This is a genomic window from Variovorax sp. Soil_C_12, from assembly GCF_057657375.1.
Genome location: NZ_JBDGIO010000002.1, coordinates 397138 through 423551, shown reverse-complemented (window position 1 = coordinate 423551; position 26414 = coordinate 397138). Strand labels below are relative to the sequence as shown.

Below are 26414 nucleotides of genomic sequence, written 5' to 3'. Positions count from 1 at the left end.
GCGGCAGCGCGGGCTTGTGGCCAGCGCAAGGGTCAGCCAGATCCGAGACCTGGCCCCGGGATCATCCTCTCAAGCGACGGGCTCATCCTCACCCGGCGCATGTCGTGGCGCATGTGGACGATGGACGCCGATTCATGGCGCGGCTGGTCGGCAGCGACCGCCAGACCGACGTCGCCCTGCTCAAGATCGACGCCGACGGCCTGCCGGTTGCGGCCATCGGCGATTCGTCGCAGCTGGCGCCAGGCGACTGGGTGGCGGCGAGATTCCATTCATCCAGACCGACGTCGCGATCAATCCCGGCAGCTCGGGCAGCCCGCTCGGGACGGTGCGCCGCGCGCGGCTGGCGCGGAGTTCCAGGAGGTGACCCCCTTGCTGGCCGAAATCGTTCGGCCTTGCGCGGCCCGCCGGTGCACTGGTCGTCAAGGTGGAACTGGACAGCCCGGCCCGGCGCGCCGGGCTTGCAGCCGGTGACATCGTGACGGCCATCGACGGGGCGCCCTTCTCGCACTTCTCCGACCTGCTTCAGCGGATCGCCGGGAGGACGCCAGGCTCGCGCAGCCGCCTCGAGCTCTGGCGCCGCGGCGGGACGCACACGATCTGGGTCACCCTGTCCGAACAACCAGGCTCTCGATTCCCCTCGCCCGTCGCCACGGCACCCGACTGGAACGATGGCCTCGGCCTGAGTCTCGGGAGCTCTCGGCCGCGTCGCACCAGCAGCTTCGCGTCGACGGGGGCCTGCTGGTGCGCGAATCCAGCGGGCTAGCGCACAGCGAAGGCATCCGGGGCCGGTGATCTGATCGTGGCCATCAACGAGCAACGCCTCGAACGCGTGGACGAGTTCCGGCGTGCCCTGTCGCACATGCCGACGGGCCAGACCGTCGCGTTGCTGGTGATGCGGGATCGTCGGCTGGCTTTTGTGCCGATCCGGATCTCCGCACGGCCCACCTCGCCTTGACGAGGTGTACGAGCGATCGACGAGGTTCGGCATTCCCATCGTGACCACGATCCGCGCGCTGCGTCCGCGGACGCCCGATTAAAAGCTGGACAGTTGAGCTTGGGCGGCGCACGGTTTTTTTCTGGCGACAGCGGTTCTTTGTTGTTTCGCCCTTAGCTTTTGGTGCGTCCTGATGTGGGAGCGTTTAATTCCGCCGGCGTCGGGGCAATACCGTCAACTCTGCAATCGGAAGCTGCGCATTTGAGGCCGGCAGGGTGGTCTCGCGCGGCCCTTACCGCCTTCGACCTGCCCCGACTGGCCGTAGGCGCTGTCTACCTGGAGGTTGTGCCGGGTCGCCGCCCGCCTGGCACGGTGGAGCGTCGGCCAACCCCGCAGCGTCGGCGCCGCGCCGAATCGAGCCGGGTCGAGCCGGGTCGAGCAGCATCAGCCGAGCGGTCGGAATGCGTGTTCCCGCCGTGCCGCCGCGCGCTCCGGCTCGGCGGCATCATGGACGTGGGCTGCAGCGGCGTCGGAAAGGGGGTCATGGCGTGCTGAAGTTGCCCGATCAAAAGCTGGACAGTTCCGGCTTTAGCGGCAAGACGTGAAAGAACTGCGCGGGGGTGCGTCCCGTGCCGAAGCCATCGCGTTTTGCTGATGTTTCACGAGATTTTTGGTCGCAAGGTTTTATTCTTTGTTGACAACGACTTAGCATGGTTTTCTGCCCCCAAGCCGTATCGATGTTTCACGAAAATCAATAATTTAGCGCCAAGTCTTGTGGGATTGTCGAGGTTACACGGATAATTCGGTTATCTGGTAACCAAACCACCTCACAAGGACGGTATCGTGAATGAGCATTCGGCAACCGACGTTCAAGGCGATCGGGCGCTGCCCTCCCCTGCATCCCACACGCTGGGATGGCCACCCATCTGCACGCTCGCAGAGCTGGCGCGCATCCTGACGCTGGTTCATGGAGTCAGGGCCCCGACTGAATCCTCCCTCAAGAAATGGAGTGCAGCCGGCGCCTTCAGGTCTTGCATCGCGTCCGAGGAGGAAGTACATGCCAGCGAGGCGTCCTCCGCTTCGACGCACGCCGTGCTGCAGCGCCCGCGGCGAGCCGGCCGGCCCGGGCTGAGGCTGCACACGGCCTTGGCGATCGGCCGCGTGTACGAACTGTGGCCTTTCCTGAGTGAATCAGACCCCCATGCCGTCGTGGAACTGGTGGTCGCCCGGATCGCAGATAACCTCCGATCGGCCATCACGCACGTCATGCCTGCACCAGCGGTGCCTATCCCTATGGACACGATGCACGACGACGGGGCGAGCGCGTCTGCGCGCACCCCTGCATTCCAAGAGATCGAACGGCAGCTGGCCCTGCTCACTCAGGAGATGAGCGCCCTGAAGAAAGAGGTTGCCCAGTTCTCCGCGCTGCGTAACAACCTCATCACGCGTCTCGACGAGGCCGTCGCCCGCGCCAAGGAAGCGCTGTCGGCGGCCGTGCCGGGCGCGGATCCGCTGGTCGAGGCGAGGCGCGACCGGGACATGGGCGTCATGAAGTCCACGCTGAGCGAAATCCTCGGGGCGCTGCAGCGTATCGAAGCTGGAAGTGCCAAATGACGGTGAGCTTGTGCGCACAGGGCCAGACAGGACGAGCTGCGGTGGTGGCCGGCCGGGGGTAGTTTGAAACCACCCTCCCCCGGCGGCGCGTGGTCAGTGCAGTCGTTGATGCTGAAAGAGCGGGGCCTCATGCGCATGGATGTGTGGTGACACAAAAAAGGGGGTAGTTTGAAACTACCCCCTTTTGTCAGCGCGCTGCGGTTGCCATTAGAGCGAGTCGACGAACCCCTGCATGGCCTTCAGCAATGCCTGCTGCTGATCCTCGGACAGCTTGACAGACAGCCTCATCGAGGGGCGCCCGAGTGCATCGAACTTCACGGCGCCCACCTTCTGATTGGCGTGCTTCAAGGCATGGCTTGCCTGCACGATTGGTGGGGTCGCCTCGGCCGATGAGGCCGGCGGAGAGACCAAGCGCGCGAACACGCTCTTTGCCGAATGGACACTCTCGTCCACCACCAAAGCCTGCGCGCGCGCGATCAGTCCAGCCTCATCTTCCTGGAATGCCCTTCCGAGCTCCGTGGCCCATGCCAGCTGAATCGATTGCGGCGTGGGAAAGGCAGCGATCACAGCCTCAGGCAGCCGCGCCAGCGTCAGTGCCTTTCCCAAATTGCTGATGTCCACCCCCAGGGCGGCCGCCATTTGCCGGTTCGACGGATAGACGCCCCTCTCGAGTGCGCGCAGGTACGTCATGCCTTGCTCCCATGGCGACGGGTCGGCGCGGCCCCGGTTCTCCCGATCCATCTCCTCCACCAGCGCGCGGTCGTCCAGGTTCTCCACCACCGCCCAGACCGGGATGCCGAGCTGGCGGCAGGCCTCATAGCGCCGATGACCGAAGACCAGCTCGTACTTCGGGCCCTCCCCCGGTTTGGCGATTGCGCGCACCTTGATCGGCTGCGAATTGCGGCCCGCCTCCTGGATCTCGCGCTTGAAGTCCTCGAAGGCTTTGCCCACGAATGCCGACTCGTGCCGGTTCGCGAACTCGCTGCGAGCGATCTCCGCGGTGTCGATCGACCGCGCCGGCAAGGCCCCATCCCAGCTGCGCAACTCGGCGCTGACTTCGCTCAAGCGCCCTTCCAGCTCCCCGACCTGGGCCACCCGGATCCGCAACTCTTCGTTCTCGCGCAGCAGCTCGGAACGCTGGTCGTTGGCGAACGCCATCATGGCGCCCGGCGCAGTCTTCGGTTTCGACGCATCGGGCACCGGCTGCGCCGCCGGCATGATGGACGCGAAGTCGATCTTGGAAGCTTTGTCTTTCAATCCCATGTCAGACCGCCGTTTCCAGGATTTGTCGTTCCGCCACCTGCCGCGCCCACACGGCTTCGATCTGCTGTTCGATCAGCTCGCACATCCGGTCGTAGGCGACCCGCGCGCGGGAGAAGGTCTTCGAGTTCACCGAGCCGCGCGGCAGATCGTAGACCGTGCCGAACTCAGCACTGGCCGTCGCTGCAACCGCCGTCTTGGGGATCTCGATCGGCAGCACCTTGTCGCCATAACCTTCCAGGACCCATTGCCGCACCACCGAGCTCGCCGTGTCCGACGCCTCGACGCGCGAGAGCAGCACATCAATGAACTCGAAGCTCTTGTCCTTGCCGCGGCTGCGAACCAGCTGGTTGCACAGGTCCGAGAACAGGTCCCAGAACTGCGCCGAGCTCGCGAAGTCCAGCGCCGAGGGAGGCAGGGGCATGATCACCCCGTCGGCGGCCATCAGCGCATTGATCGTCACGTAGCTCAAGGAGGGTGGCGTGTCGACCACGATGACGTCGTAGTCCTCCCGCGAGAGATCGAGACCCCGATCGAGCACGCGCCAGAATTCAAAGCCTGGATCGCGGGCCTGGCGTGCCGGCAGGTGGAACTCGGCCCCGTAGAGCAGGGGGGCCGCACACACCAGATCGATGGAAGGCCAATACGTGGGGCGAATGGCGTATTTCAGATTCTCCTGCTCACCCGTGAAGAGCGACATCGCCGTGTGCTCGGTCTCGACCTCGGCGTCCGGCAAGACGCCAAACAGGGTTGTCGCCGAGCCCTGGGGATCCAGGTCCACCAGCAGGACCCGGTGGCCACGCATGGACAATCCCTGGGCCAACGTGACGGCCGAAGTGGTCTTCGCGACGCCCCCCTTGAAGTTGGCCACCGTGATCGTGATGCCAGCCGCGCCGCCGGGGCGCAGATGCTCCGCACGCAATTCCCTGGCCCACGCTTGGGCCTCGGCCATCGTCCACTCCCGGCTGTTGCCATGGATCTCGCCGGCCGGGAGGTCGCCCCGGGTCACGCGATAGGCAATCTTCGACTTGTCCACCCCGCACAGGTCCGCCAGCTGCACCGCCTTCAAGGTCGGCGCCGTCTTCACTGCGGTGGGGGCCAGCATGGCGGAGCGGATCCGGTCCATCATGCCGGCGATCTTGTGCGCTTGCTGCTCGATGTCTTCCAGGTTCTGTCGACGTATGGTCTGCTTGATGTCCACGAGATCTGCCTTGAAAGTTGGTGAGTCGTGCGATTATGCCTATCACCCTTAGAAAAACGAAGAATCATCGATCCATCGCGCGCAGACAGTCCTGTGGGGCCGGGTTTTGAGTACTTTTCTGAAGAATCCCCCGAGATTAAGGAAGAACTTGAATACCTTCAAGAGATTAAGCATCCAGAAAATGCAAAATTCCTCAATAAAATCAATAGCTTAGCAAGCATCACTGATCGCAAGCGTCCAGCTTTTAATCGCTTCTGTCCAACTCTGAATCGGATCCGTCCAGGCTTTTATCGGCTCTTGTCCAGCCTTCGCTCGCCACGCCTCGAGTGCTTATCCACAGCCCCGGATCCGCGCCTGCGTGCGGTCAGGCGGCCATTGTCCAGCTTTTAATCGGGTCCAGCGGAGCTGAGCGGGCCATGTGCGAGGGGTCTGGACGGCCGAACGTCCGGCTTTTAATCGCCCGAGCCGCGTGGCCGAAATGTGCGCTGCGGCCAAGTGTCCAGGTTTTGATCGGGTCGGGTGGCACCGTCTGCGCGCGAAGTGTCCAGGTTTTGATCGGCTTTAGTCTGGCGGTACGAGGAACGCTTGTGTCCAAGGCTGCTTGGACATAACATCGGTGCCCAAGATGAGCCAACGGAGCACCGAAGTCACCCTCGACAAGCCGAGCGCGAGCCACCCCGTCGACGACGTGCTGGAGCTCAGGAAGCCGCACGAGATGATCGTCATGATGCCGCGCTCGGCACGCGTGACCCTGACCGGCCGGCGCATCTACAGCGCCCTGCTTCAGATCGCGCAAACCCGGCTCGTCGCCTTGCCTGGCATGCCGGCAGCCGACTTCATGTTCGAGGCCCCGCTCGCCGCCATCCTTCGGACCACCGGCTCGAGCGGCAGCGAACGCACCGCGGCGAAAAAATACCTGATCGAGATGCGCAGTCTGGAGGTCGACTGGGAATCGACCGCGCCAGGCGATGGCGTCAAGTGGCGCGGCTTCTCGATGCTCTCGGAAGTGGCGCTGGAGCTGCGTCGTGGCGAGAACTGGGTGAGCTGGTCCTATCCGCCGACGATCATGGCCGCCTTGCGCGAGCCGCAGCGGTGGGCGCGCATCGACCTCGATGTCCTGGCGAAGCTGGGCTCCTACACGGCGGTCGCGCTCTACGAGATCTGTGCGCGCTACCGGGAGAATCCCAGCGGCGTCACCAGCCGCAAGCCCGTGGCCTGGTGGGTCGACGCCTTGAGCAACGGGCCCGGCGCCGAGCGGCGCGAGTGGCGAAAATTCAAGAACGAGCGCGTGAAGGACGCGGTCGCCGAGATCAACGCCGAGACCGACCTCGACATCGATCTCATCGAGCACAAGCAGGGCAGGGTGATCACCGAAGTCCAGTTTGCGGTGCGCAAGAAGCGACAGGCCGCCGCGGCGCGGCCTGCTTCGAGCGAGCCCGTGGACGCCACGCTCGTGCTGCGCGCCGAAACGCTCGGCATCCGCGAGATCAAGCTGGAAGGCCTCATCAAGGAGTTCGGCGACGAGCGCGTGCGCAGCCAGATCGACGTGCTCGAGCGCCGAGCCGCCAACAAGACGCTGCGCACGATCGACAACGCCTTTTCCTATCTGCGCTCGCTGCTGCGCAACGAGCCGCCGGCGCAGGAGAGCCCCCCGGAGCCGACCAGCGCGCCGGCGCTTGATGCAACGCCCACCACGCCAGCCCCCCGGACCGCCAGTCCTGCGGCGAGCATGGAGGGCTCCAGCTATCTGCGAGAGCAAATTCAGGCGATGAAGCAGGAGGTCGCAGCCCTGGACCCCGTTCAGCTGAAGCGCTGGGTCGACCAGGCACTGCAGGACCTGGCCCGGAAAGGGGCGTTGAACGCCGTCATCAGCCGGCGCGCCGCCCAGGGCGATGTGCTCCACGGGTTGCTGGGCTCCGCCGTCGTGTACGCGTATGCGGATGCCACCTACGGTCCGGACTGGAAGGTGGATCGTCAGCTGTTCGACGCCCCCTGAGGATCTCACAGTCGCGCGAGCTAACGCTGTGCGTGAGAGTTGCTGCTCACTTGGCTGGCACTGAGCCGTGGCGCGGGCATGACCTCCTCATCGGAATAGCGCCAAACTTGTTACTCCCAGCGTTCGATCTGCGGTGCCAGACTGTCTCAAGGCCAACCAGCGAAGAGCAGCGGATGAGCCGCAAATTCGCCCAACCAGGAGATTCAGCCATGACCAGCAAGTCAACCGAGAGCGGACGCCAAGGCGGGCAGACCGCCATGCACACACCACCGGTCGTGTCGCCGCAGGCATGGAAAGCGGCCCACGAGCAACTGCTCGTGAAGGAAAAGGCCCAGACCCGGGCCCGCGACGCCTTGGCCGCCGAGCGCCGGCGCATGCCGTGGATGGCCGTTGAGAAGGCCTATGCCTTCGAGGGGCCCGCGGGAAAGGCCAGCCTGCGGGACCTGTTCGACGGTCGGCGTCAGTTGATCGTCTATCGCGCCTTCTTCGAGCCGGGCGTGTTCGGCTGGCCCGAGCACGCCTGCCGCGGCTGCTCCATGGTCGCCGACCAGGTCGCCCACGTCGCCCACCTGAACGCCCGCGACACCACGCTTGTCTTCGTCTCGCGTGCGCCTCAGCCGGACATCGCGCGACTGAAGGCGCGGATGGGATGGGACATCCCGTGGTTCAGCCTCACCGACCGCTTCGACGCCGACTTCGGCGTTGACGAGTGGCACGGCACGAACGTGTTCTACCGCGACGGGGACCGCGTGTTCCGCACCTACTTCACCAACAACCGCGGCGACGAGCAGATGGGGGGCACCTGGAACTACCTCGACATCACGCCGCTGGGCCGGCAAGAGGTCTGGGAAGACTCGCCCGAGGGCTATCCTCAGACGCCGACCTACAAGTGGTGGAACTGGCACGACAACTACGACGCAGACGCAGCGCCCGACAAGAAGTGGGTGGAGGTATCGGACGCCGGTGAGGCGGCGTTCCGGAACCAGGACCCGGGCACGAAGCCGTAAGCCGGGCCTGCTCGCGCGGATTCGGCGGGCGCGCCGCCCGGCCACTGGAGACGGTCAGACCGCGTTCCAGGCCACCGCTGGCAGCATGGCGACGCCGGGCGCCGCGAACAAGAAGCCCTGGAACAGGCGCACGCCGACCCCGCGAAGCGCGTCGACCTCTTCCGGGCGTTCAACGCCTTCTGCGACCACCCGGATCCGCAGCTCGTCGCAGATCGCCACGACGCCCTTCACGATCGCGAAGCGCACGGCGCTGCGATGGACGTCCCGAACGAAGCTCATGTCGAGCTTGACGATGTCGGGCTGGAAAGCGGCCAGCAGCTCGAAACCTGCATAGGCGGCGCCGAAGTCGTCGATGGCGGAGGTGAAGCCAAAGCCTTCGAAAGCATTGAAGCTCGCGGCCAGCGCGGGCAGGTCGGCGACGGGTTCGCCCTCGGTGAGCTCGAACATCAGGCGATCGACCGGAAAGCGCGCCTGCTCGGCCGCGCGGATGGCGGTCTGGAAGCACTGCGCCGGGCCTGCAATGTCGTTCGGGGCGACGTTGAGGCTGAGCCGGGATTGCATGCCGAGCATCGAGGCCATCTCGATCGCCTTCACGCGGCATGCCTCGTGGAAGGCGAAGCGATGGGGCGCCTGCACCTTGCCGAGCACCTCGAGTGCGCCTTCCCCGCGGGCGCCACGAACGAGCGCCTCGTGCGCGAACACCTCACGCGACTCGAGGTCCACGATCGGCTGGAACGCGATCGTGAACGCCGGGCCGATGGCAGGCATGGGGGCGTCGATGGCGTTTTGGGGTTTCATCGGGCCAGCGATTCCTTGCGCGGCCACGCCGAGCCGTGCTGGGTGACGGATCTCGAGGCCGCCATCATGTAGCGGTTCCTTCCGTCCTTCTTGGCTGCGTACAGCGCCGAGTCGGCGGTCGCCATCAAGGATGCGAAATCCTCGTCGTCTTCTTCCGAGAGCGCGATGCCGATGCTGCTTGTCACCTGCAAGCTGCGGGTGGAGAGGACGAAGGCAGGGCGCATCGCCGCCAGCACCTTGTCGGCCACCCGCTGCGCTTCATGGGCACCGGCAATGCCTTCGAGAAGGATCACGAACTCGTCGCCGGCGTAGCGCGCCGCCATGTCCGTCTCGCGCACGCTTTCCTTGAGGCGGCGGCCGAACTCCTTGAGCACCGCATCGCCCGCCGCGTGGCCCAGCGAATCGTTGATCGACTTGAAGTAGTCGATGTCCAGGAACATGAGGCAGATCGGAACGCCCGATCGCCGGGTCCTGGCCAAGGCTTCGCGCACGCGCTCCTCGAACGACCGGCGGTTCGGCAGGCCGGTGAGCGCATCTTCGCGCGCAAGCGTGTCCAGCTGCATCTGCTTCTGCTTGAGGTCGCTGACGTCGTTGGCCAGGACGTACAGCCCGACGACCTCACCCGCCGCATTCCGCTGCGGCAGGTAGGTGGTCTGCAGGGTTCGCTCGCCGACCAGCAGCTTGGCGGTCTGTTCGAAGGACACCACCTCGCCGGCGAATGCGCGCGCCAGCAGCGGTTTGCGCATTTCGTAGTGCGCCTCGCCGACGGCTTCGCGGATGGGCCGATTGATGATCGAAGCCGGCGGTATGCCGAGCCAGCTCTCGTAGCGGCCGTTGCAAAAGACCACGCGTTCGTCGCGATCGAGCTCGGTCAGCAGCGCCGGCACGTTGTCGGTCAGCCCGCGCAGGCGCTGCTCGCTCTCGGCGCTGCGGATCTCGGCGCGCTTGCGTTCGGTCACGTCGAAAGTCATCGCATAGAAACCCCGCACGACGCCTTCCGCATCGGTGTCGGGGATATAGTGGGACTGGTACCAGTTCTGGCTGGTCCCGCGCGTGCTGTACCCGGTTTTCTCGAAGGTCACCGATTCTCCGGCGAGCACGCGCTGCACATAGGGCTCGATCATCCGGAAATCCTCGATGCCGCGCACATCGGCCATGAGCCGGCCTACCAGTTCGGCGTTCTCGTGCAGCGCGCGCACGTGGGCGTTGACGAAGGTGTAGCGCAAGGAGGCGTCCACATGCGACACCAAAGCCGGAAGGTTGTCGGTGATGGTGCGGATGCGGGCCTCGCCGGCGGCCCGCTCGCGCTCGGCCACCTTCTGGCGCGTGATGTCGAAGGTCATCACGTAGTAGCCGACCGTCTGCCCGCCGTCGCGGATGTCGGGGACCAGATGGCACTCGAAGAAGCCTTCCTTGCCGTTGCGGTCGTAGGTGCCTTCGCAGCGCGTCGGGGTGCCCGCCAGCACCCTGGCAACCTGTGGCACGAGCTGCTCGTAGACCGCATCCGGCAGCGACTCCTTCATCGTCATGGTGCCGATGTCGGCCTGCGTGCGGCGTCGCATGGCGAGGCCCGCCTTGTTGCCGAAGAGGCAGCGTTGATCGCGGTCGAAGTAGGCGACCACGGCCGGCAGGTTGTCCGTTACATCGCGCAAAAACCGTTCGCTCGCTTTCAGCTGCTCCTGAGCCGTCTGTCGCTCCAGCATCAGCGAATCGAAGGTGCGCGAGAGATCGCCGATCTCGTCCTTGGGCGGCAGCTCCGTCATGGGAAGGTAGCTCGAGACGGTGCGCGAGACCTGCATGTGCTCGTGCAGCCGTGTCAATGGCGCGAGCTGGGAGCGCATGACCAGGAAGGCGAGGCCGCCCACCAGCACCGTGAGGAGCAGGGCGCCGGCCCATGTGTAGCGTTCGATCTGCTCGATCTGGGCAAAGGCCTCGTCTCTCGGGTAGATGCAGCCCAGCACCCAGTTGGTCTGGCTGATGCGCTTGAAAGCGTAGAGTCCCTGCAAGCCGGTGCGATCCTTCGCTTCGATTGCGCCCTCGAATCCGGTCATGGCGAGATCGGCCGCGGGATTGCGCCCTCCCTTGGCGTCCGCACGCTGGAGAATCCGGGACTTGTCCGGATCGTCGATCACGACGCCCTCCGTGTTCGTGATGAACATATAGCCACTCTTGCCGAACTTGACGTTGGCGAGTTCGCCAAGAAAGTTGTGCTCGCTGAGGTTGATGGCGCCGGAGATGACGTAGAGAACGTCGCCATGCTTGTCGAGCACCGGCTCGGTCATGGCCACCTGCGCCATGCCGTTGAGGCGATTGCGGTAGGGCTGCGAAATGACGCCCGCCTTGCGGGCGACCGTCTGCTGGAAGTACTCGCGGTCCTTGATGTTGATCTTGCCGGGCTGCAGCGCGCCACCGAGGCCGGCCACGAGATCACCGTTCAGGTCGACGAAGGCGACGTTGGCGAAAGCATCCTTCAGGGACTTGTGCTGGATGATGAAGTCCTGCAGCACCGCGCTGTTCGCCAGGTGATGCGCCTCCACGCTGTCGCCGAAGGTCTGGAGCAGGGTGCGCCGGCTCAGGAACTTCTGGTCCACCGCCTCGGCGATGGCGGAGATCCGCTCGAACCCCTCGGTGGCGATGGCCGCCTGCATGTTGCGCTTCACGAAGTAGAGCGCCGCGGTGACGACGCCCAGCGTGATCGACAGGACAACCGCGACCATGCCTATCGACAACCGGGCGCGAAGGCCCAGGCGAGGGAGGCGAAGAGCTGGAGCACGCATCGAGCCTGCGAGCATACTGAACGAAGGCCCGCGGGCCGACGGGGGCGAGTCGCCGGAAACGGCCACTGCGTGACGAAATTGCGACGACGGCGACGCAATCGCGAAGTGCCTATGCTCGAACGATTACCAAAGTACTCGCGGCCGGCCGCTTCACTCCAACGCGGACGCCGGACCGCCCCAACTGGCGCGTCTGGCGAAGCGCTTCGGCTGGAGTCCGAAACCCCGGCAAGTCCTGAGGTCAGGTGAAGAGTTTCCCGTTGAGCGCGATCCGCACGGTGCGCACCGTGAGGACCGCCATCGCCAGGCTCAGCGTGCCCAGCAGAACCGTGGCGAGCACCCAGAGCGGCCCGCTCGACCGGAACGCCGCGTACTTCAGTGCCGCGTTGACCAGGGCAGCCATCGGGAAGCCGATCGCCCACCAGGCCGGAGAGAACCTGACGCTCGGGCGGAACACTTTGGGCGCAACCACCGCGAACATGAAGAGCGCAAAGTAGAAGAGCAGCGCGCCGAAGCGGTCGATGCCGCCGACGATGTTGCTGTACGCGAGGAAGCCGACGGCGAAGGGCGCCACCAGGATCATCAGCGACGGCGTCATGCCGGGCACCAGCGGGTCCTGGTGCACCAGCCGGCTGACGATCATCGCGAAGAGCACCAGCGCCAGCACGGCGCCGACGGCACCGGCAAGCAGGTTGAGTTCCGCGGCCCAGGCCATGGGCATGTGCCCGCCCGTCACGGCGATGTCGAGCGTGGCCACGCCCGGAATCAGCCAGGCCGGCACGGCGTGCGAGGCGTCCACCTGGCCCTTGAGCAGGCGAGAGACGACGACGAAGCTGAGCGCGAAGGTCGCCAGCACGCCCACCGTCCAGACTGCGCGCGCGGCGGGCGCGCTGTACGGCTCGGCGACGGCGGACAGCAGGAGGATCGAGATCACGATGGTGCCGAAGAAGTTGCCCGCCACCGGGTGATGGAACTCCGCATGCACGGCCTGCGGATGCTTCGCAAGCTTCGCCAGATAACCCAGCGAGACGAGCACGAAGACGCCCCACGCGAAAGCCCCGATGGCCTCGCCGACAAAGGCCGGCGCGCCGAGGCTGTCGTGGGCCAGCCGCCAGGCCAGGGCCAGCCCCGACAGGCCCATGACCGAGGCAAACAGGTTGACGCGCAGGTGGCGTATGGAAACTTCAGTGGACGGGTAGAAAACCGGGAAGGGCGGAGTCGTCGACGGGCCTTGCATGGCGGGTCCTTGGCAGAATTTGAATGTACGGTTAGTTTCTGCCAAACTTCCCCTGTCGTGTGTGCCGCCGTACGGCGATTCCTGCCAATCCTTGGGCCTTGTCCGCCATGCGCATTGCCATCCTCGCTTTTCCGCGCGTCCAGCTGCTCGACGTCGCCGGGCCTGCGGATGTCTTCAACGAGGCATCGCGCCAGCTCGGAAAGCCGCGGGCCTACCAGGTGCAGGTGATCGGCACCGAAGAAGGCATGCTCAAGAGCAGCAGCGGGCTGCGTCTTGCCGTCGACGCGACCATCGCCACGCATCGCGGACCCATCGACACCTTGCTCGTCGCGGGCAGTCCCAACCTCGAGGACATGACGACCGACGCGCCGTTGCAGGAATGGCTGCGGCGTCAGTCTCGCGCCGTGCGACGCTATGGCTCGGTCTGCACCGGCGCCTTCGTGCTGGCGGCCAGCGGGCTGCTCGACGGCAAGCGGGTGGCGACTCACTGGAATTCCACCGCCCGCCTTGCGGCGGCCTACCCCCAGGCCTGCGTCGAGGCGGACGCCATCTATGTGAAGGACGGCAAGCTCTTCACCTCCGCCGGCGTGACGGCCGGCATGGACCTTGCCCTCGCGATGGTGGAGGAAGATCACGGCCGCGAACTCGCACTGCGCGTGGCGCGCGAGCTGGTGATGTTCCTCAAGCGCCCCGGCGGCCAGAGCCAGTTCAGCGCCCACCTGGCGGCGCAGACCTCGGAGCGTTCCAGCGTGCGCGCGGTCCAGGACCATGTGCTTGCGAACCTGAAGGACGATCTGTCCGTGCCCGCGCTCGCTTCGCGCGCGGGCATGAGCGAGAGGACCTTCGCGCGGATCTTCCGCAGCGAGACCGGCACGACGCCCGCGGAGTTTGTCGAGAATGCACGGATCGACGCCGCCCGCCGCCTGGCCGAGGAGTCGGACCTGCCGGCCAAGCGACTGGCCGATGCGGTCGGCTATGCGAACGTGGACGGCTTTCGGCGAGCGTTCGGCCGCCGTCTGGGTGTGAGCCTCGTGGAATACCGGAATCGCTTCGCGAGATGACGTTGCCGCGGCGGCACAATGCGGACCTCGTCAGTGCGCCATTCCAAAGGAGAAGACATCCCATGCAGGCAGTCCAGAATTGCGATGTGCTCGTCGTCGGTGGAGGACCGGCCGGTTCGACCATCGCCGCCCTCCTGGCGCGCGAAGGGCGGCACGTGGTTCTGCTCGAGAAGGAACATCACCCGCGCTTCCACATCGGCGAATCGCTGCTGCCCGGCAACGTCGAGCTGTTCGACAAGCTCGGCGTGCGCGAGCAGGTCCAGAAGATCGGCATGCCGAAGTTCGGCATCGAGTTCGTCCCGCCGGACCTCGACTACTGCAGCTACGTCGATTTCGCCGAAGGCTGGGACCCCTCCAAGGACTCGGCCTGGCAGGTGCGCCGTTCCGAGCTCGACGAGCTGCTGTTTCGCAATGCCGCCAAGGCGGGCGCGCTGGCCATCGAAGGCGCGAAGGTGCGCGAGGTCGATTTCGACGAATCGGGCGCCACGGTCCAGGCGCTGCTCGATGACGGCGCCAGCCGCACGTGGCGCGCGCGCTTCGTCGTCGATGCCAGCGGCCGCGACACGCTCCTGGCCAACAAGCTGAAGTGCAAGAAGAAGAACCCGGACCACAACAGCACCGCACTCTTCGGGCACTTCCGCAATGCCCGGCGTCTGGAGGGCAAGCGCGAGGGCAACATCAGCATCTGCTGGTTCGAGCACGGCTGGTTCTGGTTCATTCCGCTGGCCGACGGCACCACCAGCGTGGGCGCGGTCTGCTGGGCCTACTACCTGAAGGCGCGGGACAAGCCGCTCAAGGACTATTTCTTCGACACCATCGCCCTGTGCCCGGAGCTGCGCGACCGCCTGAAGGACGCGACGCTGGTCGACGACAAGGTGCACGCCACCGGCAACTTCTCGTACTCCAGCACGCACGCCACCGGCGAGCGCTACCTGATGGTGGGCGATGCCTTCACCTTCATCGATCCGATGTTCTCTTCCGGCGTCTACCTGGCAATGCAGAGCGCCTTCGACGGCGCAGCGCTGGTGCAAACCGCGCTCGACCGTCCGGAGCAGCTGCCGGTGGCGCGCGCGGCGCTGGAGAAGCGCATGCGCGTGGGGCCGCGCGACTATTCGTGGTTCATCTACCGGGTCACCAATCCGACGATCCGGGACATGTTCATGCATCCGCAGAACATCTTCAAGGTGAAGCAGGGCCTGATGTCCCTGCTGGCCGCCGACATCCACCACGGGCGCGCCTATCGCCGCTCGTTGCTGATGTTCAAGGTGGTCTACTACTTCGTCTCCATGCTCAACTGGCGCCGCACCTATGCCGGGTGGAAGCGCCATCGCTTCAACATTCGCGACATGGGCGCACTGCGCGGCGAGACGATCCTGAAGGCGGACTGAGGCCCGCACCCGGCCCGCTAGCTTTGCGGTTTTGAAGTCCCAGGCTTGACGGCGCTGTACTCGGAGAAGATCCCGAGCTCCGTGTGCCGGCCCACCGCCTCGAAACCGGCTGCCTGCAGGGCGGCGACGATCTGGGCCGGGGCGACGCAGGCTTCGATGGTGTCCCAGTAGTAGCGCCACAGTTCGGACGTGCCGCGCCGGTGCGCGACGACGCGTGCGATGACGGGAACGAGCGTGCGCATGTACGCCTTGAGCAGCGCATTGCCGATGCGGCTCTCGGGACGGCTGATCTCCAGGATGAGCAGCCGGCCGCCCGGGCGCAGCGCCCGGTGGAATTCGGCGAAGGACCGGCCGAGATCGGACACGTGCCTGAGCGCGTAACCCATGCTGAGGAAGTCGGCCTCGTCGTCCTCGCATGGCAGCTGCTCCGCCCGTCCGACCTTCAGCTGCACTCCGCGCAGGGCGACTTGGTCGAGCATGCCGGGACTCGGGTCGACGCCGACGAGGCTTCCTGCCGCGCCGATCAGGGCGCATGCCTCGCGTGCCACCAGGCCGGTTCCGATGCCGACGTCGACGACCCGGTCGCCCGGGCGCAGCCCCGCGCGCTGCAGCGCCATCCGCCGGTACCTGGACCCGGTGCCCAGGGCCAGGACGCGCTCGATGCGGTCATAGTCGCTGGCCGTCTCGTCGAAGATGCGCCGCAGGAAGCGCTGATGCTCGGCTTCGTCCCGGTAGTACGCCGGCAAGGGCGGGTGGGGTGATTGCATGGGGCCGACGGCAAGATCGGATTCGGGGGCGGAGTTCATGCGCCATCATAGGCACGCCCGCAGACAGGGGTCACGCAGGGGTCACGCCTTCGCAAGGACCCCCTCGAGGAATGGCGTGACGTTTCGCATCGCCCGTGCGACGTAGTCGTCCTTCTCTCCCACCGGCGCGACGTAGTGCATCGCGCTCTTTGCCGCCTCGATGCCCTCCAGCCGGGCAATCACCCAGGCGGCCAGGTACTGTGACGCGAGGCAGCCGCCCGCGGTGGCCACGTTGCCGTGGGCGACGAAGGGCTGGTTCAGCACATCGACGCCGGCCTCCTCGACCCACGGCTTCGTGGTCAGATCCGTGCAGGCGGGCACATCGTCGAGCAGGCCCAGCTTGGCAAGCACGAGCGTGCCGGAGCACTGCGCGCCCAGCAATTGCCGGGCGGGGTCGAGCTGCAGCTGCGCCATCAAGCCAGCGTCGGCAACCACCTCTCGCGTCTGCCTGCCGCTGCCGACGATGACCGCATCGGCGGCACTGGCCTCGCGCAGGCTTGCCTGGGCTTCGAGCACCACGCCGTTCATCGACCGGACGCGCGCCGTGGGGCTGGCGATCGACACTCGCCAGTCGGGCTTCTTGACGCGATTGAGGATGCCGAGCGCGACGAGCGAGTCGAGTTCGTTGAAGCCTTCGAAGGTGAGGATGGCGATGTGCATGGTGGTGTCTCTCGGCGAAAAGCCCGTGGCGATGAGGCATCGTAGGCAAATGCACTCCATACAATCAAATAATTGTCATGGATACATTGCCCTATGGCCGAAGCCCGATACAAGACGCTGGTCGACGCGCTGGCTGCCCAGATTCGCGAGGGCCGCCTGGCGCCGGGCACCCGGCTGCCCACGCATCGCAAGCTCGCCGCCAGGGAAGGCCTGGCGCTGGTCACCGCGACCCGTGTCTATTCAGAGCTCGAGGCCATGGGCCTTGTCAGCGGCGAGACCGGCCGTGGCACCTTCGTGCGGGAAGCCTTGCTGCCGCGCAGTCTGGGCATCGACCAGCAGCTTGCTGCTGCCGGCATGGTGGATCTGAACTTCAACTACCCCTCGCTTCCCGGCCAGGCGGCCTTGCTGCGATCGGCGCTGCGCCAGCTGGCCGCCTCCGGCGACCTGGACGCTCTTCTGCGCTATCAGCCGCACGGCGGACGGCCGCACGAGCGGGCGTCCGTGGCACGACACCTCGCGAGCCGGGGCCTGCAGCTGAGTCCGGACCAGGTGGCCATCGTGAGCGGCGCGCAGCATGGGCTGGCGACAACGGCAATGGCGCTTCTGAATCCGGGCGATGTGGTTGCCGTCGACGCCTTGAGCTACCCGGGCTTCAAGGTCGTCGCCGAGGCGAATCGCCTGGAACTGGCAGCGATCCCGGCGGCTGGCCAGGGTCCGGACCTGGATGCGCTGGAGGCCCTGTGCAAGCGTCGACGCGTGCGCGCCGTGTACGCCATGCCGACGCTGCACAACCCGCTGGGATGGGTGATGGGTGCGAGTCGGCGGCGGCAACTGGTGGCGATTGGGCGTCGGCACGGGCTGCTCATCATCGAGGATGCGGCCTACGCCTTCCTCGCGCCGGATCCTCCCGATCCCCTGGCAGCGCTGGCACCGGAAGCGACCGTCTACGTCTCGGGACTCTCCAAGAGCGTGGCGACCGGTCTGCGCTTCGGCTTCGTCGCGGCGCCGGCGGCCTGGATGCCGAAGATCGAACGCGCCATCCGGGCGACGACCTGGAACACGCCTGCCGTGATGACGGCGATCGCCTGCGCCTGGCTGGACGAAGGCATCGTCGGACGCCTCGAAGCGCAAAAGCGTCAGGACGCGATGACTCGGCAATCGATCGCGGCCGAAGTGCTCACCGGACTTCGAACGGTCCGCCATCCGGCCTCCTATTTCGTGTGGCTTCCCTTGGCAGAAGAGCTTCGCGCCGACAAGGTCGCGATGGCACTCAAGACCGAGCACATTTCGGTGTCGACCGCCGAGCCCTTCGCCATGGGTGCCCAGGTGCCGCACGCGCTGCGCTTGGCGCTCGGGTCCGTCGAGTTGGACGCACTGCGGGACGCGTTGGAGAAGGTCAAGCGCGTGATCGATGACCAGGCGTATTGAGCTCGTCCAGGCGCTATGATCACGGCATCATGTCCATTGGATCAACCATTAACCCAAGCGGCCCGCTGCGCGGCCTGCGCGTCGTCGAATTCGCCGGGCTCGGGCCCGGCCCGTTCGCCTGCATGCTGCTGTCGGACATGGGGGCGGAGGTGGTCACCGTCGACCGTCCCGGCAAGCCGCTCGGCGATCCGGCGAACGTCACGGGCCGCGGCCGCACGGTGGTGCTGGCCGACCTCAAGCAGGCCGCGGCGCGCGAGCAGGTGCTGCAGCTGCTGGAGAAGGCCGATGCGCTGGTCGAAGGCTTCCGTCCGGGCGTGATGGAGCGGCTCGGCCTGGGGCCGGAGGAGGTCTCGGCGCGCAACCCGAAGCTGGTCTATGGCCGCATGACCGGCTGGGGGCAGCAAGGGCCGCTTGCGCAAGCGGCGGGCCACGACATCAACTACATCGCGCTGTCCGGCGCGCTGCATGCCATCGGCCCGGCGGGCGGGCCGCCGGTGCCGCCGCTCAACCTGGTGGGCGACTACGGCGGCGGCAGCCTGTATCTCGTCGTGGGCCTGCTCGCGGCGCTGCGCGAGACCGAGCGGTCGGGCCGCGGGCAGGTGGTGGATGCAGCCATCGGCGACGGCGCGATCTCGCTGATGAGCCATTTCGTCGCCAGCGCGCGGCGCGGCCAGTTCGTCGAGGAGCGCGGCAGCAACGTGCTCGACGGCGGCGCACCGTGGTACGCGGTCTACGAGACGGCGGATGCCAGGCATGTCTGCATCGGCGCCATCGAGCCCGCGTTCTTCGCCGAGCTCTGCGAACGCATCGGCGTCGCGCCGGCGCTGCGCGATGCGCAGAATGACCGCGCGCGCTGGCCCGCGCTGCGCGCCGAGTTCGCGCGCATCTTCGGCACGCGCGAGCGCGACGCCTGGGCCGCGGCGCTCGAAGGCAGCGATGCCTGCTTCGCACCCGTGCTCGCGCTCGGCGAGGCTGCTGCGCATCCGCACAATGCGGCGCGGGATGCCTTCGTCGATGTGGGAGGTGTCAGCCAGCCGGCACCCGCACCGCGCTTCTCGCGCACGCCGTCGGCAGTGCAAGGGCCGGCGCCGGCGTCGGCGATGGGGATCGAGGACGTGATCGCGCGCTGGGCGTCCTAGCCCAGTTGAATGCACCGCCACTGCAGCAGTGCATAAGGCGGCGCCGCGTCCTCATGCGGCTCGAACACCCCCTCGACTTGCGCACCGATCGCCACGCCCTGCATCGGATCGCCCAGAAGATTGCCGAGCATGCGCACGCCGCCGGCCTCGGGCAGTTCGACCAGCACCACCAGGTAGGGGCCGTGGCCTTGCAAGGCGCGGTGCGAGGGATGCCACACCCGTTCCCAGCTGTAGATGCGCCCGCGCGGCGCGACCGGCTGCCAGGGTGGATCGAAGGCGTGGCAGTGGTGGCAGATCCATTCGGGGCCGAACTGCCAGGTGCCGCATTGCGCGCAGCGCTGGACGAGCAGCCGCCCTTCGCGCAGGCCTTGCCAGTAGGGTGCCGACAGCCCATCGGGCTCGGGCACCGGTGCCGGCAGGCCGGGTGGCAGACAGGTCAACGAGGATTCGCTCACAGCACCGCCTCCGATCCGAGCAGCAGGTCGCTGGCGGGCGTGACCATCGGCCCGCCGATCACCAGCGCGACGTCGTTGCGCGCCGCCTGGCGGGTCGACGTGCCGCGCACCTGGCGCACCGCCTCCAGCACCAGCTCGAAGCCGTGCATGTAGCACTCGGCGAGGTTGCCGCCGCTGGTGTTGAGCGGCAGCCGCCCCGAGGGCGCGAGCAGGTTCTCCAGTTGAAGAAAATCATCGGCCTCCCCGGGCGCGAAGAAGCCATGCTCGGCCAGCGCCATCAGCACGCCGCCGGTGAAGTTCTCGTAGCTCTGCACGCTGCCCACGTCCTGCGGGCCGACGCCGGCCATGCGGTAGAGATGCGGCGCGAGCGTCTTGTAGCTCGCGCTCGCGTAGTCCGGCGCGTTGTGCGGCTGGGCGCCGGTGCGAAAGCCCGATCCGGTGGCGGCGCCGAGCAGGTACACGGGCTTGTGCGGGAAGTCCTTCGCGCGCTCCGCATCGACCAGCACGAGGGCCGCCGCGCCGTCGTTCTCCATGCAGCAGTCGTAGAGCCGGAAGGGCTCGACGATCCAGCGCGAGGCGTCATAGGTGGCGGCATCCAGCGGCTTGCCGTGCATCACGGCGCGCGGATTGGCCTGTGCGTGGTGGTAGGAGGCCATGGCGATGGCGCGCAGGGCCTCGCGTCCGATGCCGTGCTCGTGCAGGTAGCGCGTGACGCGCAGCGCGAACTTCTGCGGCGGCGCGAGCACGCCGTAGGGCATCTGGTAGGCCATTTCGCCGGAGGCGGTGCCGGCGCCGGCGGCCTGTCCGAAGCGCCCATGCTCGCCCTGCGCCAGCGCGCGGAACACCACCACGCAGTCCGCCAGGCCGGCCGTGATCGCGGCGGCGCCGTTGGCCACGGCGGCGCAGCAGCCACCGCCACCGCCGCCCCATTGCAGGGTGGCCGAGCGCAGCTCGCGAATGCCCAGCGCCGCCGCCAGGCGCGAGGCCTCGCTGCGGTCGTTGCTGTACGAGGCGAAGCCGTCGACGGCACGCGGGTCCAGCCCGGCATCGGCGCAGGCCGCGAGCACGGCCTTCAGCGCCAGTTTGAACTCGGCATCGGGCGAACGGCCGTGCCGGTGGTAGGCGGTCTCGCCGATGCCCACCACCGCCACCCGGCCGCGCAGCGTGCGTGCCATCAGGAGATCGCGGCCTCGTGCGCCGGATGCGGGACGCCGCCGAAAGCCCCGGCCTCGGCCAGCCGCGCGATGCGCGCCGCGTCGTAGCCGAGCGTCTCGCGCAGCACCTCCGCCGTGTGCTGGCCGACCGTGGGGGCCGCGACCGGATCGGCCACCGGTGTGCGCGAATAGCGGATCGGCAGGGCCATGTTGGGCACCCAGCCCACCGTCGGATGCGGAATGCGCGTGACCAGCCGGCGCTCGAGCGCCTCGGGCGAGCGCATGGCCTCACCCACGCTGCGCAGCTGCCCGCAGGGCACGCCGGCCACGCGCATGCGGGCCTGCCAGTGCGACCAGGGCTGCGTTGCGAAGGCCTCGCCGAGGATCGCGAACAGCTCCTCGCGGCGCAGCGAGCGGGTGGCGCCGGTCGCGTACTGCGGTGCCTCGGCCAGGTCGGGCCGCTCGATCACCTGCGCCATCAGGCGCTGGAAGATCTTGTCGTTGCCGCTGTTGATGTAGAAGGCACAGTCGCTCGCCTGGAACACGCCGGAGGGGCAGGTGTCCGGACTGGTGTTGCCGTGGCGTTGCGGCTCCTGGCCGGAAAACACATGCTGCAGCGTGGCGTAGCCGGTCATCAGCAGTGCGTTGTCGAACAGCGCCACCTCGATCGCCTGCCCGTGGCCGTTGCGCGCGCGCGCCACCAGCGCGCCGAGGATGGCGTTGCTGGCCATCATCGCGGTGCTGATGTCCATCACCGGCGACAGCGCCCGCACGCCTTCGCGGTCGGCATAGCCGTTCATCGAGACGAAGCCGCTCTCGGCCTGCGCGATCGGATCGAAGCCCAGGCGATCGGCGAAGGCACCCTCGCGCCCGTAGGCCGAGACCGAGCAGTAGATCAGCGTCGGGTTCAGCTTGCGGCAGCTGTCGTAGTCCAGGCCGAAGCGTTCCATCACGCCGGTGGAGAAGTTCTCGGTCACCACGTCGGCCGTGGCGACCAGCTCGCGCGCCACCGCCAGGCCCTCGGGCGACTTCAGATCCAGCGCGATGCTGCGCTTGTTGCGGTTGGCCCAGAGGAAAGGCGCGCCTTGCGCGAGATCGGGATGTACCGGCGGGTACTGGCGAAAGTCGTCGCCGCGGCCCGGGGTCTCGATCTTGATCACGTCGGCGCCCATGTCGGCCAGGATCATGGTCGCGAAGGGCCCCGCGATGAAATGCGTGAAGTCGACCACGCGGATGCCGGCCAGCGCCTGCGGTGCGCCCGCGGGGCGCGGCTGGTGTTCGGGGAAGTCGTTTTCGAGGTTCTCAAGCATGGGGGTCCTACATCTCGATCTTGTACTTGCGCACGACAGGGCCCCACTGCGCGATCTCGTCCTGGATGATCTTCTCCAGCTCCGCGGGCGTGCTGCTCTTCGCCTCGATCTTGCGATCGACGAACATCTTGCGCACTTCGGGCCGCTCGACCGCGGCAACCACGGCCGCCTGCAGCCGGGCCGCCACCTCGTCCGGAATGCCCCTCGGCGCGAGCACGCCGAACCAGGCCACGCTCCTGAAGCCGGGAACGTCCTCGGCGATGGCCGGCAGGCCCGCAACCGCATCGGTGCGCCTGGGCGTGCCCACCGCGAGGTAGCGCACCTTGCCCGAGGCCAGCAGCGTGGCGCCGTCCAGGCCGGTGACGAACGAGGACTGGATCTGCCCGCCGACGAAGGCCGTCATCATCGGGGCGCCGCCGTTGTAGGGCACATGCTGCATGCGGATGCCCGCGAGCTCGTTGAAGTATTCGCCGGTCAAGTGCGAGAGCGACCCGTTGCCGACCGAGCCGAAGTTGAGTTCGCTGCCTTGCTTCTTCGCATAGGCCAGGAATTCCTTGAGGTTGCTTGCCGGGCTGTCGGTGGGCACCGCGAGGATCATGGGCGTGAAGGCCACGGTGGAGATCGGCCGCAGGTCCTTGAGGCCGTCGTAGGGCACCTTGCGCATCAGCTGCACCACCGCATTCGGCCCGGTGTTGCCGAACACCAGCGTGTAGCCGTCGGGCGCGGACTTGGCGACGTAGTCGGTGCCGATGGTGCCGCCGGCGCCGGCCTTGTTCTCGACAATCACGGGCTGACCCAGCGCCTCGCTCATGGGCTGCTGGATGGCGCGCGCGAGCTGGTCGGTGCTGCCGCCGGCCGCATAGGGCACGATGATGCGGATGGGCTTGCTGGGGTAGGGCTGTTGCGCCCAGGCCGGCGCGGCCAGCGCCAGCGCGGCGGCCGCGGCCGCGGCCATCACACTGCGGCGGGTGAGGGGGGAGGTTTTCATCGGGGGTCTCCTGGATGTCGTTGGAATGGGGTCGTCAGTCGCCGAGCACGCTCGACCAGTAGCTGCGTGCACGATCCATGTGGCGCAGGATCAGCAGCTGCGCCTTGGCGGCGTCGCGAGCGCGCAGGTGCTCGAGCAGGCGGTGGTGCTCGCGCACCGAGGCCTGGGCCTGGGCGGCGTCCTCGAACAGGCGCTCGCGCCGGCGTGCGGTGAAGCGGTAGAAGGCGTTGAGCACGCGCACCAGCACCGAGTTGTGGGTGGCGTCGACCAGCGCGAGGTGGAAGTCGGTGTCGGCCTGGGCGATGTTGGCGCCGCGCGCCAGCAGCGCGTCGGTATGGCGCAGGACGACCTCGATGCGGGCCAGGTCGGCGTCGGTGCGGCGCTGGCAGGCCAGCCCGGCGGCGAGCTGCTCCAGGTGGCCGCGCACCTCCATGGTCTCCGCCACCTCGGTCGGCGTGGGCGTGCCGCCGAGGTCGGTGAGCATCACCAGCGCCTCAAAGCTGCTCTCGCGCGCGACGTGGCGCAGGTAGATGCCGGAGTTGGGACGCGACTCGACCACCCGCAGCGTGACCAGCGTGGCCAGCGCTTCGCGCACGGCGTTGCGGCCCACACCCAGGCGCTCGGCCAGGTCGCGCTCGGAGGGCAGGCGATCGCCGGGCTGCAGGCGGCGATCCTGCAGGTAGGCGAGGATGCCGGCGACGACGGTGCTGCCGGCGGTCTCGCGGGTGGGGGCCAGGGCCTCGGTCATCGCGGGCGTCCTCGGGCTCAGAGGTCCAGCACCAGGGTCTTCGAGCGCGCGCCCGAACAGCAGACCATGATGGAGCGGTTCTCGCGCTTCTCCTCGTCGGTGAGGTAGTCGTCGCGATGGTCGGGCTGGCCGTCGATCACGCCGGTGCGGCAGGTGCCGCAGACGCCGGCCGAGCAGGAATACTGGACGTCGACCTGGTGGTCGAGCAGCGTGTCGAGGATGGTCTTGCCGGGTGCGATCTCGAAGCGCTGGCCGCTCTTCTTGAGCACCACCTCGAAGCCGCCCTCGGTCGCCGCTTCGCTGCTGGCGGAGAAGCGCTCGTAATGGACCTGGGCCGCCGGCCGTGCGGCGCAGGCGTCGAGGAAGTCCTCGATCATGCGTCCCGGGCCGCAGCAGTAGAGGTGCGCATCGTGCGGCGCGGCCTCGACGATGGCGCGGATGGAAAGGCGGGCCTCGCGCGTGGCGCCGAAGCAGAACGCGACCTGGTCGTCATGGCGCTGCAGGGACCGCAGCTCGTCGATGAAGGCGGTCTGTTCCGGTGCGCGGCTGGCGTAGTGGAGCTTCCAGACGCGGCCCAGCGCATCGAGCCGGCGCAGCATCGACATCACCGGCGTGATGCCGATACCCCCGGCAATGAAAACGGAGTGGCGCGCATCCTCGGCCAGCGCGAAGTCGTTGCTGGGTGCGCCGATGCGGAAGCGGTCGCCCACGCGCGGCGCCTCGTGCATCCAGGCCGAGCCGCCGCGGCCTTGCGCATCGCGCTGCACGGCGACCACGTAGCGGCCGGCATCCGACGGCGCATTGACCAGCGAGTAGCTGCGCACCATCTCGCGCGGCAGGTGCAGGTCGATGTGCGCGCCGGCGGTGAAGGCAGGCAGCGGCGTGCCGTTGACCGGCACGAACTCGTAGGAGGCGATGCCTTCCGCTTCCAGGCGGATGTTGCGCAGGCGGACCTCGATCAGGGGAGCGTGGCTCATGGAGACCTGCTCAGGGCGTGTAGCCGAAGTCGGCGCCGAGCCGCGCCGTCATGGGCTCGCGGCCGGCTTCGTTCCATGCCGCGCCGGTCGGCAGCGTGAGCGAGACGGCGCGCACCATGAAGAGCTCGGGGTCGTCATGCCGCACCGGCTTCTGCTGGCGCTGGTCGAGGTTGCGCACCGATTCGAGCAGCAGGCGCCGCGTCATCGCGATGCCGGTGTCGCTGATGCCCAGGTGCTCCTTCGAGCGGTCGTAGATCGGCGCCACGCCGGACTGGCAGGCGGCGTCCTGCACCCACAGGCCCGGCAGGCCGGAGAACCAGGTCTTGGTCTGCGCGTCGTAGTTGAAGAGAAAGGCGCTCTGCAGGTTGAACCGGGTCCAGTATCTGGCGAAGGGCTCGCTCGCGGGGCGCGGCGCGTACGCGTTCACACTGGGGTGCCCGGTCTCGCGCCCGGCATGGCCCTGCTCGAAGAGCTGGCGGCTCTTGTCGTAGAGCTTCGAGGCCGGCGTGTACGAGAACATGATGCACAGCGTGTGCTCATCATCCATCGGCACCCAGGCGTGGCCGCTCAGCTCGGGATACTGCGACTGCGGCGGCACCAGGGTATAGAAGGGCAGCAGGAACTGGTTGACGCGCCAGTAGCAGCTCTCGGCATCCAGCACGCGGCGCGAGGCGATGCTCATGCCGAAGTCCTGGCGCTTGCACTCGAAGGTGGGGCGCAGGTCCTTCTTGGCGGTCCAGTCGCTGATGGCGCCCTGCTTGTCGATGCGGCCGTGCAGGATCGGCGCGTGGGCGGAGTCGATCTCGCCTTCGATGGCCTGCAGCCAGTTGCATTCCTGCACGCGGAAGCTGACGTGTACGTTCTCCTCGGGCACCAGGTTCCACTCCATGTGGGGCAGGGGCGGGGCGCTGTCGGCTTCGGCGCCCATCCAGGCCCAGACGATGCCGTTGCGCTCCTCGCAGCGGTAGTGCTTGATGCGCACCTTGTCCTTGAGCCGGCTGTCGGCGGGCTCGGCCGGCATGTCGAGCACCCGGCCGTCGGTGCCGAACTTCCAGCCGTGGTAGATGCAGCGCAGGCCGCAGTCCTCGTTGCGGCCGAAGACCAGCGGCGCGCCGCGGTGCGGGCAGGCATGGTCCACCAGGCCGATGCGGCCTTCGCTGTCGCGGAAGGCGATGAGGTCTTCGCCCAGCAGGCGCACGCGCTGCGGCTGGCCGTCGGCCTCGATGTCCTTCGAGGGGAGGAAAGGAATCCAGTAGAGACGCATCAGCTGGCCCATGGGGGTGCCGGGGCCGATGCGAACCAGGGTTTCGTTGTCTTCGTGGGAGAGCATGGCGTCGCGGGGTCCTGTAAGGGGGGAATCCAGTGGTCCCACCAGATTGGCGGTATCTCAATGGTTGAACCAATTGTAGGCAAAGTGAAAACCTTGTCAACGCCGTCCCCTGGAAAGGGCGCTGAGGGGGCGGCCTTTCCAGTCCGACG

At 67.4% G+C, this 26414-nt stretch carries 24 protein-coding genes; 10 read left to right on the top strand and 14 right to left on the bottom strand.

Annotation, left to right across the window (positions count from 1 at the left end):
* Positions 1-134 precede the first annotated feature (134 nt).
* The 4 genes from AC3A6X_RS06930 to AC3A6X_RS06915 all read left to right on the top strand — a co-directional run bounded on the left by AC3A6X_RS06930 (position 135) and on the right by AC3A6X_RS06915 (position 2548).
* Positions 135-479: a trypsin-like peptidase domain-containing protein gene (locus AC3A6X_RS06930; RefSeq protein WP_487841481.1), complete on the top strand. Its 345-nt coding sequence runs from the start codon at positions 135-137 to the stop codon at positions 477-479.
* Complete coding sequence (locus AC3A6X_RS06925; protein ID WP_487841798.1) at positions 413-763, top strand: PDZ domain-containing protein; 351 nt, start codon at positions 413-415, stop codon at positions 761-763. The genes AC3A6X_RS06930 and AC3A6X_RS06925 overlap by 67 nt, the downstream gene beginning before the upstream one ends.
* 30 nt (positions 764-793) lie before the next feature.
* Positions 794-955 (top strand): hypothetical protein, encoded by a 162-nt coding sequence (locus tag AC3A6X_RS06920; protein ID WP_487841797.1) that lies wholly within the window; start codon positions 794-796, stop codon positions 953-955.
* Between the two features lie 822 nt (positions 956-1777).
* Entirely contained in the window at positions 1778-2548 is a 771-nt protein-coding gene (locus AC3A6X_RS06915) for a hypothetical protein (protein ID WP_487841480.1), read from the top strand.
* Positions 2549-2755: 207 nt separating this feature from the next.
* On the opposite strand, the gene AC3A6X_RS06910 is transcribed toward AC3A6X_RS06915, so the two are convergent.
* Positions 2756-3811 carry a ParB/RepB/Spo0J family partition protein gene (locus AC3A6X_RS06910; protein WP_487841479.1) on the bottom strand — a complete coding sequence of 352 codons (1056 nt, stop codon included), beginning with the start codon at positions 3809-3811 and terminating at the stop codon, positions 2756-2758.
* Between the two features lies 1 nt (position 3812).
* Positions 3813-5009: a ParA family protein gene (locus AC3A6X_RS06905; RefSeq protein ID WP_487841478.1), complete on the bottom strand. Its 1197-nt coding sequence runs from the start codon at positions 5007-5009 to the stop codon at positions 3813-3815.
* Between the two features lie 625 nt (positions 5010-5634).
* Here AC3A6X_RS06905 and AC3A6X_RS06900 point away from each other — a divergent pair.
* Both AC3A6X_RS06900 and AC3A6X_RS06895 read left to right on the top strand, forming a co-directional pair.
* Positions 5635-7005 carry a hypothetical protein gene (locus AC3A6X_RS06900; protein WP_487841477.1) on the top strand — a complete coding sequence of 457 codons (1371 nt, stop codon included), beginning with the start codon at positions 5635-5637 and terminating at the stop codon, positions 7003-7005.
* 209 nt (positions 7006-7214) lie between these two features.
* On the top strand, positions 7215-8012 hold the full coding sequence (locus tag AC3A6X_RS06895; protein WP_487841476.1) for a DUF899 domain-containing protein: 798 nt from the start codon (positions 7215-7217) through the stop codon (positions 8010-8012).
* Between the two features lie 54 nt (positions 8013-8066).
* On the opposite strand, the gene AC3A6X_RS06890 is transcribed toward AC3A6X_RS06895, so the two are convergent.
* The 3 genes from AC3A6X_RS06890 to AC3A6X_RS06880 form a co-directional block, all read right to left on the bottom strand.
* On the bottom strand, positions 8067-8810 hold the full coding sequence (locus AC3A6X_RS06890) for an EAL domain-containing protein (protein WP_487841475.1): 744 nt from the start codon (positions 8808-8810) through the stop codon (positions 8067-8069).
* Positions 8807-11527 carry a sensor domain-containing diguanylate cyclase gene (locus AC3A6X_RS06885; protein ID WP_487841474.1) on the bottom strand — a complete coding sequence of 907 codons (2721 nt, stop codon included), beginning with the start codon at positions 11525-11527 and terminating at the stop codon, positions 8807-8809. Before AC3A6X_RS06885 ends, AC3A6X_RS06890 begins: the two co-directional genes overlap by 4 nt.
* Positions 11528-11825: 298 nt before the next feature.
* Positions 11826-12821: an SLAC1 anion channel family protein gene (locus AC3A6X_RS06880; protein ID WP_487841473.1), complete on the bottom strand. Its 996-nt coding sequence runs from the start codon at positions 12819-12821 to the stop codon at positions 11826-11828.
* Positions 12822-12928: 107 nt separating this feature from the next.
* Between AC3A6X_RS06880 and AC3A6X_RS06875 the strand changes: the two genes are divergently transcribed.
* A complete protein-coding gene (locus AC3A6X_RS06875) occupies positions 12929-13882 on the top strand; it encodes a GlxA family transcriptional regulator (RefSeq protein WP_487841796.1) in 954 nt (317 codons plus the stop codon).
* A 62-nt stretch (positions 13883-13944) separates the two neighbouring features.
* Positions 13945-15270: an NAD(P)/FAD-dependent oxidoreductase gene (locus tag AC3A6X_RS06870; protein ID WP_487841472.1), complete on the top strand. Its 1326-nt coding sequence runs from the start codon at positions 13945-13947 to the stop codon at positions 15268-15270.
* A gap of 17 nt (positions 15271-15287) precedes the next feature.
* Here AC3A6X_RS06870 and AC3A6X_RS06865 read toward each other — a convergent pair whose 3' ends face one another.
* Positions 15288-16076: a class I SAM-dependent methyltransferase gene (locus AC3A6X_RS06865; RefSeq protein WP_487841471.1), complete on the bottom strand. Its 789-nt coding sequence runs from the start codon at positions 16074-16076 to the stop codon at positions 15288-15290.
* A 42-nt stretch (positions 16077-16118) separates the two neighbouring features.
* Entirely contained in the window at positions 16119-16736 is a 618-nt protein-coding gene (locus AC3A6X_RS06860) for a DJ-1/PfpI family protein (protein ID WP_487841470.1), read from the bottom strand.
* A 93-nt stretch (positions 16737-16829) separates the two neighbouring features.
* On the opposite strand from AC3A6X_RS06860, the gene AC3A6X_RS06855 reads away from it, so the two are divergent.
* Complete coding sequence (locus tag AC3A6X_RS06855; RefSeq protein ID WP_487841469.1) at positions 16830-18164, top strand: aminotransferase-like domain-containing protein; 1335 nt, start codon at positions 16830-16832, stop codon at positions 18162-18164.
* 29 nt (positions 18165-18193) lie between these two features.
* Positions 18194-19303 (top strand): CaiB/BaiF CoA transferase family protein, encoded by a 1110-nt coding sequence (locus AC3A6X_RS06850; protein WP_487841468.1) that lies wholly within the window; start codon positions 18194-18196, stop codon positions 19301-19303.
* Here AC3A6X_RS06850 and AC3A6X_RS06845 read toward each other — a convergent pair.
* The 7 genes from AC3A6X_RS06845 to AC3A6X_RS06815 are packed head-to-tail and all read right to left on the bottom strand — an operon-like array spanning position 19300 to position 26265.
* The gene (locus tag AC3A6X_RS06845; RefSeq protein WP_487841467.1) at positions 19300-19758 is read right to left on the bottom strand and encodes a Zn-ribbon domain-containing OB-fold protein; all 459 of its coding nucleotides are present in this window, start codon (positions 19756-19758) and stop codon (positions 19300-19302) included. The two genes, AC3A6X_RS06850 and AC3A6X_RS06845, sit on opposite strands and share 4 nt — an antisense overlap.
* The gene (locus tag AC3A6X_RS06840) at positions 19755-20933 is read right to left on the bottom strand and encodes a thiolase C-terminal domain-containing protein (protein ID WP_487841466.1); all 1179 of its coding nucleotides are present in this window, start codon (positions 20931-20933) and stop codon (positions 19755-19757) included. Before AC3A6X_RS06840 ends, AC3A6X_RS06845 begins: the two co-directional genes overlap by 4 nt.
* The gene (locus AC3A6X_RS06835) at positions 20933-22222 is read right to left on the bottom strand and encodes a CaiB/BaiF CoA transferase family protein (protein ID WP_487841465.1); all 1290 of its coding nucleotides are present in this window, start codon (positions 22220-22222) and stop codon (positions 20933-20935) included. Before AC3A6X_RS06835 ends, AC3A6X_RS06840 begins: the two co-directional genes overlap by 1 nt.
* Positions 22223-22229: 7 nt before the next feature.
* On the bottom strand, positions 22230-23210 hold the full coding sequence (locus AC3A6X_RS06830; protein ID WP_487841464.1) for a Bug family tripartite tricarboxylate transporter substrate binding protein: 981 nt from the start codon (positions 23208-23210) through the stop codon (positions 22230-22232).
* A gap of 34 nt (positions 23211-23244) precedes the next feature.
* On the bottom strand, positions 23245-23958 hold the full coding sequence (locus tag AC3A6X_RS06825; RefSeq protein WP_487841463.1) for a FadR/GntR family transcriptional regulator: 714 nt from the start codon (positions 23956-23958) through the stop codon (positions 23245-23247).
* A 17-nt stretch (positions 23959-23975) separates the two neighbouring features.
* Positions 23976-24935 (bottom strand): PDR/VanB family oxidoreductase, encoded by a 960-nt coding sequence (locus tag AC3A6X_RS06820; RefSeq protein ID WP_487841462.1) that lies wholly within the window; start codon positions 24933-24935, stop codon positions 23976-23978.
* A 10-nt stretch (positions 24936-24945) separates the two neighbouring features.
* Entirely contained in the window at positions 24946-26265 is a 1320-nt protein-coding gene (locus tag AC3A6X_RS06815; RefSeq protein ID WP_487841461.1) for a Rieske 2Fe-2S domain-containing protein, read from the bottom strand.
* Between the last annotated feature and the right edge of the window lie 149 nt (positions 26266-26414).

What these genes read in the sequence shown, in the direction of transcription:
- AC3A6X_RS06930 (WP_487841481.1), top strand. Translation starts at nt 135, where the DNA reads ATGGCGCGGCTGGTCGGCAGCGACCGCCAGACCGACGTCGCCCTGCTC.
- AC3A6X_RS06910 (WP_487841479.1), bottom strand. Translation starts at nt 3,811, where the DNA reads ATGGGATTGAAAGACAAAGCTTCCAAGATCGACTTCGCGTCCATCATG.
- AC3A6X_RS06900 (WP_487841477.1), top strand. Translation starts at nt 5,635, where the DNA reads ATGAGCCAACGGAGCACCGAAGTCACCCTCGACAAGCCGAGCGCGAGC.
- AC3A6X_RS06895 (WP_487841476.1), top strand. Translation starts at nt 7,215, where the DNA reads ATGACCAGCAAGTCAACCGAGAGCGGACGCCAAGGCGGGCAGACCGCC.
- AC3A6X_RS06890 (WP_487841475.1), bottom strand. Translation starts at nt 8,810, where the DNA reads ATGAAACCCCAAAACGCCATCGACGCCCCCATGCCTGCCATCGGCCCG.
- AC3A6X_RS06885 (WP_487841474.1), bottom strand. Translation starts at nt 11,527, where the DNA reads ATGGTCGCGGTTGTCCTGTCGATCACGCTGGGCGTCGTCACCGCGGCG.
- AC3A6X_RS06880 (WP_487841473.1), bottom strand. Translation starts at nt 12,821, where the DNA reads ATGCAAGGCCCGTCGACGACTCCGCCCTTCCCGGTTTTCTACCCGTCC.
- AC3A6X_RS06875 (WP_487841796.1), top strand. Translation starts at nt 12,929, where the DNA reads ATGCGCATTGCCATCCTCGCTTTTCCGCGCGTCCAGCTGCTCGACGTC.
- AC3A6X_RS06870 (WP_487841472.1), top strand. Translation starts at nt 13,945, where the DNA reads ATGCAGGCAGTCCAGAATTGCGATGTGCTCGTCGTCGGTGGAGGACCG.
- AC3A6X_RS06865 (WP_487841471.1), bottom strand. Translation starts at nt 16,076, where the DNA reads ATGAACTCCGCCCCCGAATCCGATCTTGCCGTCGGCCCCATGCAATCA.
- AC3A6X_RS06860 (WP_487841470.1), bottom strand. Translation starts at nt 16,736, where the DNA reads ATGCACATCGCCATCCTCACCTTCGAAGGCTTCAACGAACTCGACTCG.
- AC3A6X_RS06855 (WP_487841469.1), top strand. Translation starts at nt 16,830, where the DNA reads ATGGCCGAAGCCCGATACAAGACGCTGGTCGACGCGCTGGCTGCCCAG.
- AC3A6X_RS06850 (WP_487841468.1), top strand. Translation starts at nt 18,194, where the DNA reads ATGTCCATTGGATCAACCATTAACCCAAGCGGCCCGCTGCGCGGCCTG.
- AC3A6X_RS06840 (WP_487841466.1), bottom strand. Translation starts at nt 20,933, where the DNA reads ATGGCACGCACGCTGCGCGGCCGGGTGGCGGTGGTGGGCATCGGCGAG.
- AC3A6X_RS06835 (WP_487841465.1), bottom strand. Translation starts at nt 22,222, where the DNA reads ATGCTTGAGAACCTCGAAAACGACTTCCCCGAACACCAGCCGCGCCCC.
- AC3A6X_RS06830 (WP_487841464.1), bottom strand. Translation starts at nt 23,210, where the DNA reads ATGAAAACCTCCCCCCTCACCCGCCGCAGTGTGATGGCCGCGGCCGCG.
- AC3A6X_RS06825 (WP_487841463.1), bottom strand. Translation starts at nt 23,958, where the DNA reads ATGACCGAGGCCCTGGCCCCCACCCGCGAGACCGCCGGCAGCACCGTC.
- AC3A6X_RS06820 (WP_487841462.1), bottom strand. Translation starts at nt 24,935, where the DNA reads ATGAGCCACGCTCCCCTGATCGAGGTCCGCCTGCGCAACATCCGCCTG.
- AC3A6X_RS06815 (WP_487841461.1), bottom strand. Translation starts at nt 26,265, where the DNA reads ATGCTCTCCCACGAAGACAACGAAACCCTGGTTCGCATCGGCCCCGGC.